Annotated in this window: 9 protein-coding genes; 3 read left to right on the forward strand and 6 right to left on the reverse strand. The window is 37.6% G+C overall.

Annotation, left to right across the window (positions count from 1 at the left end; genetic code table 11):
• Positions 1-18: 18 nt before the first annotated feature.
• Positions 19-3480: a transcription-repair coupling factor gene (gene mfd / locus AC5LXV_RS09505; RefSeq protein WP_493466266.1), complete on the reverse strand. Its 3462-nt coding sequence runs from the start codon at positions 3478-3480 to the stop codon at positions 19-21.
• Between the two features lie 158 nt (positions 3481-3638).
• Between mfd and lolC the strand changes: the two genes are divergently transcribed.
• The 3 genes from lolC to lolE are packed head-to-tail and all read left to right on the forward strand — an operon-like array spanning position 3639 to position 6791.
• Positions 3639-4841 (forward strand): lipoprotein-releasing ABC transporter permease subunit LolC, encoded by a 1203-nt coding sequence (lolC, locus tag AC5LXV_RS09510; RefSeq protein ID WP_493467987.1) that lies wholly within the window; start codon positions 3639-3641, stop codon positions 4839-4841.
• Entirely contained in the window at positions 4834-5532 is a 699-nt protein-coding gene (gene lolD / locus AC5LXV_RS09515; RefSeq protein WP_493452080.1) for a lipoprotein-releasing ABC transporter ATP-binding protein LolD, read from the forward strand. The genes lolC and lolD overlap by 8 nt, the downstream gene beginning before the upstream one ends.
• Positions 5533-5552: 20 nt before the next feature.
• The gene (gene lolE, locus AC5LXV_RS09520) at positions 5553-6791 is read left to right on the forward strand and encodes a lipoprotein-releasing ABC transporter permease subunit LolE (protein WP_110433609.1); all 1239 of its coding nucleotides are present in this window, start codon (positions 5553-5555) and stop codon (positions 6789-6791) included.
• Positions 6792-6841: 50 nt separating this feature from the next.
• On the opposite strand, the gene AC5LXV_RS09525 is transcribed toward lolE, so the two are convergent.
• From AC5LXV_RS09525 to AC5LXV_RS09545, 5 genes are all read right to left on the reverse strand, one after another.
• Positions 6842-7435 carry a rhomboid family intramembrane serine protease gene (locus AC5LXV_RS09525; protein WP_493466267.1) on the reverse strand — a complete coding sequence of 198 codons (594 nt, stop codon included), beginning with the start codon at positions 7433-7435 and terminating at the stop codon, positions 6842-6844.
• Between the two features lie 183 nt (positions 7436-7618).
• Positions 7619-8113, reverse strand: a complete 495-nt coding sequence (locus tag AC5LXV_RS09530; RefSeq protein WP_493466268.1) for a GNAT family N-acetyltransferase — start codon at positions 8111-8113, stop codon at positions 7619-7621.
• A gap of 240 nt (positions 8114-8353) precedes the next feature.
• On the reverse strand, positions 8354-9265 hold the full coding sequence (locus AC5LXV_RS09535; RefSeq protein ID WP_493466269.1) for an aldose 1-epimerase: 912 nt from the start codon (positions 9263-9265) through the stop codon (positions 8354-8356).
• A gap of 211 nt (positions 9266-9476) precedes the next feature.
• Positions 9477-11492: an alpha-glucosidase gene (locus AC5LXV_RS09540; RefSeq protein ID WP_493466270.1), complete on the reverse strand. Its 2016-nt coding sequence runs from the start codon at positions 11490-11492 to the stop codon at positions 9477-9479.
• A 170-nt stretch (positions 11493-11662) separates the two neighbouring features.
• Positions 11663-12538, reverse strand: coding sequence for an aldolase (locus AC5LXV_RS09545; protein WP_493466271.1), 876 nt, complete (start codon positions 12536-12538; stop codon positions 11663-11665).
• Between the last annotated feature and the right edge of the window lie 17 nt (positions 12539-12555).

Here is a 12555-nt window from a genome sequence, read left to right on the forward strand (position 1 = left end):
GTTTCGTTATATTTCAGGTTATTTTTCTAGATGATCAGCAAAATCAACTAATAAATTCTTAATATAATCAATGCGATCAATGCGTTGTAAATCAGATTTAATTAATTTTAATCGATTAGTCCCTTCTAAGCGATAAATTTTTGGCGATTTTTGTATGATCTCAATTAAATAATCAACTGAAATTTTGTTATTAGCGCCAAATTCAATAAAGCCACCTTTATCACCCAATTCGATTTTGGTAATACCCAATCTACTTGCTTTATAGCGAATTTTAGTCGTTTCTAATAAAAACAACACAGGGTCAGGCAATTTGCCAAATCGGTCGCGCATTTCGACTTGAATATCAGTCAGTTCATCTAGGCTTTCAATGCTGGCGATGCGTTTATAGAGTGATAAACGAGTATTAACGTCAGGAATAAAATCATCAGGGATTAAAGTCGGTAAGCGTAATTCGACTTCTGTCTGTTGATTATTGAGTAGTGATTCGAGAGTCGGTTCCTTGCCCTCTTTAAGGGATTTAACCGCATCATCAAGTAATTCGATATAAAGGTTAAAGCCAATGGTTTCAATTTGTCCACTTTGGTCACTGCCCAATAGTTCACCAGCACCACGAATTTCAAGGTCATGAGTGGCTAAAGCAAAGCCAGCCCCTAAATCTTCTAGCGTGGCTATTGCATCAAGACGTTTTTTAGCATCTTTACTAAGTAATTTAGGATGTGGCGTTAACAAATAAGCGTAAGCTTGGTGATAGGAACGTCCAACCCGTCCACGCAATTGGTGTAACTGGGCTAAACCAAATTTATCTGCGCGTTCAATAATGATAGTATTGGCATTAGGAATGTCGATTCCGGTTTCGACAATAGTAGTACACACCAATAAGTTAAATCGTTGATGATGAAAGTCATTCATAACCCGTTCGAGATCGCGCTCATGCATCTGTCCATGACCAACCGCAACCCGAGCTTCTGGTACCAGTTCGGTTAACTTTTCTGCCACTGTTTCAATATCCGACACATCATTGTGCAAGTAATAAATTTGGCCTCCACGTAAAATTTCTCGCAAAATGGCTTCACGTATAACTAGGTTATCATATTCTCGAACAAAGGTTTTCACAGCCAAACGGCGAGCTGGCGGAGTGGCTATAATTGAGAGATCACGCATGCCACTCATGGCCATATTTAAGGTTCGTGGAATAGGGGTTGCGGTCAAGGTTAGGATATCGATATTGGCACGCATTGCTTTAATTCGTTCTTTTTGACGAACACCAAAGCGATGTTCTTCATCAACAATCAATAAGCCTAAATCTTGCCATTTTACATCTTCTTGTAATAGTTTATGGGTACCTATAACAATGTCGATTTTACCTTCAGCAAGCTCTTGAATAATGGCTTGCTGCTGTTTAGCTGTTTTAAAGCGAGATAAACTTTCGATACGGATTGGCCAATTGGCAAATCTGTCACAAAAGCTTTCGTAATGTTGTTGGGCAAGTAAGGTGGTAGGAACTAAAACTGCTGCTTGCTTATGGTTTATTACCGCTAAAAATGCTGCACGAATCGCTACTTCGGTTTTACCAAAGCCGACATCTCCGCAGACTAGGCGGTCCATTGCATAAGGTGAACACATGTCACCAATAACAGCACCAATGGCATTTTGCTGATCTTCGGTTTCTTGATAAGGAAACGCTTGGCAAAACAGTTCGTATTGTTCACGATCTTGTTTGAATTCAAAGCCGGGTTTACTCTCACGTTCAGCGTATATATCTAACAATTCAGCGGCGACATCACGTACTTTTTCGGCGGCTTTTTGTCTTGCTTTACTCCATGTATCGGTACCTAATTTATTGAGTGGCGCATTTTCCTCATCTCCACCTGAGTAACGGCTGATCAAATTAAGTGATGAAACGGGTACATAGAGTTTAGTCTCATTAGCATAGAGTAAAATCAGATATTCAGCAGTAATACCGCCAGTTTCTAATGTGGTTAAACCGGCATAGCGCCCCACACCATGCTCCAAATGCACCACAGGTTTACCCGGTGTTAATTCAGCTAAACTTCGAATTAAGCTATCGGTATTGATCGCTTGTTTACTCTCTTTTTTACGTCGAATAACCCGACGACCCAACAATTCGTTTTCCGTAATAAAAGCGAAATTTTGTTGCAGATCGATAAAACCTTGTTCACTAGCACCAATCATTAAACAGTAACGATTATCCGTGTTTGACAGTTGGTCAAGTTGAGTGATGCTGGTTGGATGTATTCGAATGCGACCTAAAATTTCTTGCAACGCCTCTTTACGACCTTCAGATTCGACCGAAAAGATAATCTTACCGTCAAAATCTTGGATAAATTGTTCAAAATGAGAATAAGGATCTTTCTGCTGAATCTGTATGGCAATTTCAGGTAGAAAACTAAACGGCAAGTTAATACTTTTGCTTGAATCACTGATTTCAGTATGCGACACCGTAATGCGTGGATATTGTTTAAAATGAGCAAAAATTTCATCAGTTTTTGACCAAATAACCGTTGGCACTAACAGTGGCCGCATCGGATCGACTTTACGACTTTCATAACGTTGGCTAATATCCTGCCAATATTTATTGGCGAACGATTCGATATTGGTTGTATTGATAATCAACGTATTGGCTAAAAAATAGCTAAACAGCGGCGTGAGAGGTTCGTTAAAAAATAAGGCCTGCCAATACTCAATACCGGTTGGTAAAATGTTTTTACTAACTTGTTGGTAGATGCTTTCTGGATCTAATCTTACTTCAAACTTTTCTCGCCATTGACTGCGAAATAGTTCGATTGATGTTTTATCAAAAGGAAATTCGTGCGCGGGTAGTAGTTGAATTTGGCTAATTTCATCAAGAGTCCGCTGAGTTTCGACATCAAAGGTACGAATGCTGTCAATTTCGTCATCAAAAAAATCAATACGGTAAGGGGCGTCACTTCCCATAGGATAGATATCAAATAGCGCACCGCGAGTGGCATATTCGCCATGTTCCATGACTTGACTGACCGAACGGTAACCGGCATTTTCAAGTTGCAAACGTAGATTTTCACGACTTATGGCTAAACCTTTTTTCATCATAAAGACATGTCCACCTAAATAATTTTGTGGACAGACTTTTTGCATAAGTGTATTAATTGGTAGAATTAATGCGCCTTTAGTTAAATGGCCCAAATGATAAAGGCAGGATAACCGTTCTGATACAATATCTTGGTGGGGCGAAAAACTATCATAAGGCAGTGTTTCCCAATCGGGGAAGAAGATTGTTGGAAAGCGAGAAAATTGTTTTAACTCTTCATGAAGCCGAGTAGTTTGTTGCATATCATCGGTAACAATCACCACTAAACCATCGTGAGCTTCTATTGTTTGCGCACAAAATTGAGATAATGAAGAACCAACAAGTTGGCCAACTTGTTTAACTTCACCTGATTTTTTAGGAATGATGTCAGAAATATTATATGTTTTAGGCATGTTGGAGTAATAGATAATTGCGACAAAGTTATCTCACGATTATAACGTAATTATATGACTGTTTTCTATAACTGTTTAATCCTGTATCATAAGTAGCTTATATTCTACGAGTTAAACTTGATTAAAACTTCAGGTACCTTATTACTATTATGTCAAAAATATTTCGTCCATTAGTGTTTTATATAGGTTTTCGCTATGTATACGGGCAAAAAACCGATGGTTTTGGTCGCTTTGTATCATGGCTATCAATGATTGGGATCATGTTAGGCTCCATCGGCTTAATCGTGGTGTTGTCGGTAATGAATGGGCTGGAAGATCAGATGCAAAATAGTATCTTAAAATTTTTTCCACAAGCGCAAGTTACCTCGAAAACAGGTAAAATCGATTCTACACTAATTACTTCTTCACAATTTAAAAATATCCCCGGTGTAGAGCGAATAACGCCGATTATTACCAGTGATGTGGTATTACAAAGTCAACACAGTATTACTGTTAGTACCTTGATGGGGATCACCGCCGCAGATCACGATCCGATTGAGGATTATGTGTACACCGGTTCGATCGATACTTTGCAAGCCGGTAGTTATAATGTGATTTTAGGTTACACGTTAGCCGATCAATTGGGCGTAATAGTTGGTGATAAGATTCGTTTGATGGTGACCGATGCCAGTCAAATAACTCCAGTAGGGCGTATTCCTTCACAACGTCTGTTTACCGTAAGTGGATTGTTTTCTGTTAATCAGGATATCAATCAAGCGTTAATCTATGTCAATCAAACTGATGCTAAAAATCTGTTGCGTTATCCAACTAATAATATTAGTGGCTGGCGTCTATTTTTAACGCATCCACTTGAAATCTCATCAGTTACCAACACGCCTTTACCTGAAGGTTTGGTCTTTACCGATTGGCGCGCCAAACGTGGTGAGTTGTTCCAAGCAATTAAGATGGAAAAAAACGTGATGGGATTATTGATTAGTTTGATCGTGATTGTTGCCGCTTTTAATATTATCACTTCACTAAGCTTATTAGTTATGGAAAAACAAGGCGAAGTAGCCATTTTAAAAACGCAAGGTTTATCACGTTTTAAAATTATGTTGATTTTTATTATCCAAGGTGCCAGTTCTGGCGTTATTGGTACCTTACTAGGCAGTGCCATAGGGTTGTTACTTGCCTCATATCTCAATGAATTGATGTCGGTACTTGGGTTATCCTTTGCTGGTATTGAATTACCTAGTTTGGTTAATCCTTCACAAATTGTATTTATTATTTTCGGATTACTTATGTTATCGTTAATTTCAACTATTTATCCTGCATATCGTGCAGCCAATATCCAACCAGCCGAGGCTTTACGTTATGAATAATTCACAGCCACTTCTATCTGCTAAAAATCTAAGTAAAACCTATAAAGAAGGTAAAATGGTGACTGAGGTATTGAAAGATGTATCGTTTGATATTTATCCTAAATCTCTGTTGGCGATCATTGGTAGTTCAGGTTCGGGTAAAAGTACCTTATTGCATCTGTTAGGTGGGTTAGACCAACCGACTTCCGGCGAAATTATGTTCAAATCCCAACAGCTTAATCGCTTATCAGAGCAAGAAAAAGCTCGCTTACGTAATCAAGAAATTGGTTTCGTTTATCAGTTCCACCATCTATTACCTGACTTTACTGCCCTTGAAAATGTAGCAATGCCGTTATTAATTGGTGGTGTTTCACCAAGTGAAGCTAAAAAACGTGCTATGGTGATGTTAGAGTCAGTGAATTTAGTTAAACGTGCCAACCATCGTCCAGCTGAATTATCCGGCGGTGAGCGGCAACGCGTCGCTATTGGCCGAGCTTTGATTAATAATCCAGCTCTAGTTATGGCTGATGAACCCACGGGTAATTTAGATAAATCAACCGCGGATGCAATTTTTGATTTATTGGTGAAACTTAATCGTGAGCACGGTACGGCATTTTTAGTGGTAACCCATGATCTCGCTTTAGCGAATAAACTCGATCAACAATTGATTATGAGTGATGGTCAGTTATCCTACCGTAATTTGGCGAATTAAAGGTAAATGGACAACTAACTATGAATTTATCATTAATCACCGCCATAAAATTCCGGAAAGGGCGCCGTAAAAGTGGTATGGTTTCCTTGATATCCATTATTTCAACCCTAAGTATCGCTATCGGTATTGCTGCGCTGATCATAGGATTAAGTGCGATGAATGGTTTTGAACGAGAGCTAAACGACCGTGTTTTATCGGTGGTGCCTCATGGGCAAATTTATTCTTACACAGGCAATTTGGATAATTGGCAGCATGTTCAAAGCGAACTCCAAGAGAATAACCATATTTTATCCGCTGTACCTTTTGTTAGTTTTACCGGTTTAATTGAAAACGCTAGCAAACTTGGTGCGGTTGAAGTGCAAGGGCTCGATCCTGAGCAAGAAACCAAGATCAGCGCATTGCCAAATTATGTACTTAATAATAGATGGCAAGATTTTAAAGCTGATAGTCAGCAGATCATTTTAGGGGCTGGGTTGGCTAAATTACTTGCCGTCGAAGAAGGGCAGTGGGTTACTCTATTGATTCCGGTTTCCAACAATCCAGAACAACTTAAACCGCCTCGTCGCGTTCGTTTACAAGTACATGGTATTTTAGATTTAAGTGGTACGTTAAGTAATAATGTCGCGTTACTACCCTTAGCGGATTCACAAAAACTACTAAATATCGATGACAGTGTCACTGGGTTAATGATTAATGTGGATAACGTCTATCAAGCTAGTGACATTATCGCTCAGGCCACGTTAACTCTGGAAGAAAATCTCAATTTTAACAGTTGGGAACATACTTTTGGTTTTATGTACCGTGACATCCAGATGATTCGACAAATTATGTATTTAGCTATGATTGTAGTGATTGGCGTAGCTTGTTTTAATATTGTATCGACGTTGGTTATTGCGGTTAAAGATAAACAGCGTGATATTGCTATCCTTAAAACCCTTGGTGCTACCAATAATCTTATAAAACGTATCTTTATCTGGTATGGTGTGATATCTGGTTTAATTGGTAGTGTGATTGGTGTGGTGTTAGGTGTTATTGTTGCTTGGCAACTTTCAAATATAATGGGCGTTGTTGAATCGATGATGGGGCATAAAATCTTGAATAGCAATATCTATTTTGTTGATTTTTTACCATCTGAAATTCATCTATTCGATGTGGTTATTGTGTTTATTACCGCAATGTTACTAAGTTTGCTTGCTAGCTATTATCCCGCTCGCAGAGCGTGTAAAATCGATCCGGCCCGAGTTTTAAGTAGTTATTAATTGAACCTCGATAATTAAAAAGGCGCAAAGTTAATTTGCGCCTTTATTGGTTAATAATGAAAGCCACCAATCCCTTGATAATATCGATAAAGTAGATATAACAGCAGACATGAAATAGCAAATAACAGCAAAATTAACTTAGTATAGATTTGACTTTGGTAGCGAAATTTTTTCAGACAAATAGTGACTAATCCTCCCAAAATAAATCCGCTAACTGCACCACCTATATGAGCCATATTGTCGATAGAAGGCAGCAAACCTAATCCCGCTGTTAGTATTAAACTGACTACAATTGATTTGATGGGCATCTGTTGCAGATCGGTACGATTAATCAGTGAATAGGCAAGTAATGCTGTAATAATCCCCAAGATAGCGCCCGATGCCCCACAGCTAACAACACTATGATGCAGGGTCGAAATATCACTAGCTAAGCTACCAAACAGGCCTGACAATAAGTAGATCCCAATAAAAGCAAATGGCGGAATTAATCGTTCTAAAATAATCCCCACGCTCCATAGCGCCAGCATATTCATAGCTAGATGGGTTAATCCTGCATGCACAAAAATATTGGTCAGTAAGCGCCAATACTCCCCGGAAAAGGTGAGCAGTGAAACATCTGCGCCCCAGTCAATAAGAAAGGCCATTTCTGTATAGTTCGTAAAGGCTCGTGAATCTAGGAGATGTGAAATTACAAACCAGGCAACATTAAGCAAGATTAAAATACTAGTAATTTTGGCTTGATGAAATAAATATTCGAGATTTTTTAGATTGCTCATGAATTGAGTCATCCTTTTTAAAAAAATATCTAATTAAGATAGATAAAAGGGTTAATCTAAACGTTTGCCTAAAATAACCAAATCACGTTTAACGCCATCAAGTTCAGCAACTTTTGGCAGTAATGCCCATTGCTTATAATGCATTTTTTCGAAAAGATTTAAGCTAGCAATATTATGTCCAAAAATATAGCTGAGTATGGCTTCAATACCAGCTTGTTTAGCAAATGATTCTATCTTAGCCACTGTGGTTTGACCGATTTTTTTGCCCCGGAAATCTTGATGAATATATAGGCTTATCTCAACTGTTTTATCGTAAGCTGGACGACCATAAAAAGATGACAAACTAACCCAGCCACAAGGTTGATTATGATATTTGATTAACCAAAGCGGACGCTTCTGCGGATTATGCTGTTCAAACCATGCAAAACGGCTTTCAATCGAAACCGGCTGCAAATCTGCCGTTACCTGACGACTGGCAATAGTCGAATTATAAACCTCCACGATAAATGGTAAATCATCTAAGGTCGCATCTGTATAGGTAATCATACGGTAAAAAAGATAGTGGTTAATTGGCTTTTATTGTAATGATTTTACCACAGGCAAGCAATATTAGTTAAAGATGATTTGATAACCTAAAAGCACATAATCACTGCAATAATTGTTCCCCAAAAAACATTCTTTAATACTTTTTGTTCAATCATTTAAATAAATAATCTGCCTAAAAAAGTAAGGAACGAAGTTTTTGGCGGGAACTAACTTTTTATGATTTAAGTTCTATTTAAATAATCAATTTATTTCATCAAGTTGCATTTGCATCTCACCAGTTAGGGTTTGATTACTTGCTAGCACTTGGATTCCATTATGCAATGGTGCATTACTGTTGATGGCGTTATTAATATGGCTCACCGGTTCAACAGCAAAAAAGGTATTCATTGGTGCAGAAGGGGTCATGACAACTAAGTAGGCTAATGGTGTTGTAGCAGTTAATGTTAACGATAATTTTTTAGTCGGCCATTGTATTATTGCTTTTCTGTTCCAATTAACGAAGCAATTATCCAGATTTGGTTCACCTAATTGTTTCAGTTTATGGTAATTCCAATCATCAGGTATATCGATGATTTTTTCAGGTAACATATTATCGTTATTGATAACCACTTGTTCTGCATCAAATTGCAATAATACATCATCATGTCGAGGAAAAAATGGATGCCAACCAAATCCCACTGGTATATCACAACTGTCACTGTTGGTTATATCCATCTTGACTAGTAAGCTATTTTCAAAAATCTCTACTGTTTGCATAACTGAAAATGAAAATGGCCAACCTTCAATCCCGTCAATATCGGGGCGATGTTGATAACCTAAAATAATTTTATCTTGCAAATGTTCAATGACTTCCCAAGGTTTTTGCCATGCTATGCCATGAATTGTGTGAGGATGATCAGCAAAATTTTTCGCCAGTTGATAGGATCTACCCGCAAACGAAAATTGACCATTGGCAATTCGATTTGAAAATGGAACAAGGGGATAACAGCAAGTTCGTCTAGGCGTAAGTTCTCCAGTCCATGCTCGCATAAAGTCAAGATTTTTATATTTGGCAAATGCGATAGTGCCGCCTAATTCAGGAAGTAATCCTATTTCTATATCTCCCTTTTTAATAAATACTATATTGAGATGGGTTACGTTATTGTTTTTCATGAGCAAACCTTAATAATAGTTAGCTAAATTGTGTTACTCAAAGAAGATATAGACCAAGAAGTTCAATTTCTATTTAATAAGTTTTCTTAGTTCGCTGATGTTAATTAATTTAATCTTTGAGTAATTGACAATTTTGATTATGAGTTTTAGTTTGAAGAGCGAATAAGTTTTAACTATCGCTCTTTGTTATCACTATCTATAGCGTTTTTGACTATTTGATATCAGCAATTTCTGCAAATAGGTCACTCCATTTGCTGGTTTTGCGATAAAATACCGGCGGTTGACCGATAGGAGCAGCGACCGTGATAAATTGACCGCCTTGTACCTGCTGTTTGCTCCAAACATTAATCCATGTTTCATCGGCAGGTAAATAAACTTTCCACTCTGTTACCCCTTGCTGATGAACGGGAGCAACAAGTAGATCCTTGCCGTACATATATTGATCTTGAATATCGTAAGTATTGATATCCTGCTCAAAATGGACAAACAAAGGACGCTGTAATGGATAACCTTTTTCGTTAGCTTCATCAGCTAATGCTTTAACATAGGGTACTAAATGACGATATATGTTAGTCATTTTTGCCAAATGGGCAATTGTTGAAGGATCATGATCGAATTGGAAATTTTCATCAGGTCTATTACATTCGTGAGTTCGCATAACAGGTGTGAATGCGGCCATCTCAGCCCAACGTTCAAAAAGTTCTTTGCTACGCCGATTGTTAAATAAACTTGTATAACCACCTATATCACTATGATGATAAGCATTACCCATTAATCCCGAGGATAGCGCTGCACAAATCACCGTATTTAATCCATCATGGCGTGAAAAATCGACAGATTGGTCTCCAGCCCATAGTAATGGACAATATTTTTGCACACCGGTATAACCAGCTCGCATAAAAAAGGTTACATCATCGGTTTTACCCGCTTCAGCGATAGCTTCTGCATTGACCTTTGCCCATAATGTTGGCCACGCATTATGCATTAGCTTGGCCTCAACGCCATTTGCCAGATAGATATTGTCCGTCGGTAGATATTCACCAAAATCGGCCATCCATCCGGAAATATCGAGATCTAAGCAGTTCTTTTTGATTATTTCTTCTTTATACCATTCACATGCTTTAGGATTGGTAAAATCAACCACACCACAATAGAATTCACCAAAATCAACTAAAGCAACATCACCATCTTTATTTAATGCAAAATATCCTTTTTGTTTGGCGATTGGAAATAATTCACCATCATTACATAAATAGGGATTGAGATAACTCATAAAACGAATATTTCTTTGTTTTAACTCTTTTATTTTTTGCTCTAAATTAGGATAACGTTTTCGACTCCATTTCCAATCCCAAAATAACCGTTTACCAAACGAAGTAATACGTAAACCAACCCAATCTTCACTCCATACTGCTGCAACCGGTACGCCTTTTTTGATCGCATTTTCCATTCTGGAAAATGTATTTTCTTCGCCGCCTTTTAAACCTAAAATAATTCCGTTATAAACCCATTCTGGTAATTTGGGTTGTCGACCAAAGCGTAAACTCAATTTTTCGACAATATCTAAGTAGGTTGGGGCACTATAAAGTTCAATTGATTGTGGAATTTCCCAAATTTGTAATTCATGAAAATCATTATTCCTAAAATCAAAATCAGCATAAGCGGTGGTATTAATATGACATGCATAATGATTGGATGAAATAAAAGTCGGTTGTGGGTAATTGGTATGATAATAGTCTCCTCCTGCTTTATTATATTTATCTGAGAGGAAGGTTATTTCAGTGGTTTTATCACGCCCGACACCCGGCTCTGATGTCCAGAGTGGAAAATGGCGTCCGCGCATATTCAAATATGACATCTGTTCACCACATCCCCATACTCTCTCATTTTGTGTGGCGGATAGTCGGATCCAAAAACGATTTAAATGCTGGTTTTGACTTTCAAATGATAATAAGGCGTCTAAATTATTTTGATGTGTTATTTTCATTGTTATTTGTACGGGGCTATCCTTTCCACATGAAAATTCAACAATATTGTCAGTAATTTTCGCGAAACGAAGTGGAATACGCTCTTCTATATAGTCGTGAATATCAAAATTGCCACGATAAATTTCCATTTTTTCTTGGCCAACACCGACAAATATTGCAGGGTTTTCAGTTGTGTGTACCAATAATTGTTTTTCGTTTTGGGTTATTTCAAATCCATTATTGATAAGGCTTATTTTCATGGTGCCATCCTCTATAACTTAAATAATACGGTTAATCGCTTTGTAACAAAGCTAATAAACCATATGATCAATTCCTTATTATCATTAGACTTATCTTTAAATACATCTAAATGAGGTTTATGCATGACTGATTGTCATGCAATTACTTTATACATATTGATGTATTAGATTTATCGAGAAGACATCATCTCATCAACAATTGTGCCTAAATGTTGTAATCTTGGTGCAGAAATATCTTTAAGCATTAATTCTGTATCAGGTAATCCAATAACAGATGCCCATACTGCTCGTCCGGCAAGAAAACCTGATGCACCTGCACGCATCGCAATACGCACAGATCTGGCAAATAAATTTGCATCAACCCCAGAAGATAAAATTACCCATGGCATATTGATATGTTCATTTAGTTTTTGCGATGCTTTGAGTAAATCATTAGATTGACCTTTACCAAAAAGTGGCATTTCAACTTTATACAAATCCGCGCCAGAATCACCCAACTCTTTTGCAGCATCGATAATTGCTTTTTCACGGTCAAATTTGTCACCTGTTCTTGGTGGACGAACTACAGGTTCAATAATACTAACTAGGCCGGCATCATGGCAGATTTTGTTAAATTCTTTAACCATGTCTAATCTTTCGTTAGGATCTTCATCTTGTCGCCAAAGTACCAATAATTTCAGTGCTTTAGCTCCATCTTTTTTTACTTGAGAAGCATTGACATTTTTATCAATACGCACCTTATCAACGGGGATACCATTACCGGGAATAAAATCATCTGCGGCAACAATTAGTGCACAATTTTTATCAACCGCTTTTTGTTTGATAATTTCGTCGTAACAAAATTGTTGATCTACTAATACACCTGAAGCATAAGGTGTTAAAATTTTTGCTGCATTAACTTTAAAATCAGTTAATACCTCATCTTTTATAGGGGTAGACATGCCTGCCGCGGCAAACATTAATCGCATTGCTTCTCGTTGATCTACCGCCAACATCGCAAACCCGCCTGAATTTCTGGCGATATCTTTTACTGTATATTTAGTCATTTTTTTCTCCTATAATT

Source organism: Gilliamella sp. LMG 34359, assembly GCF_984569085.1.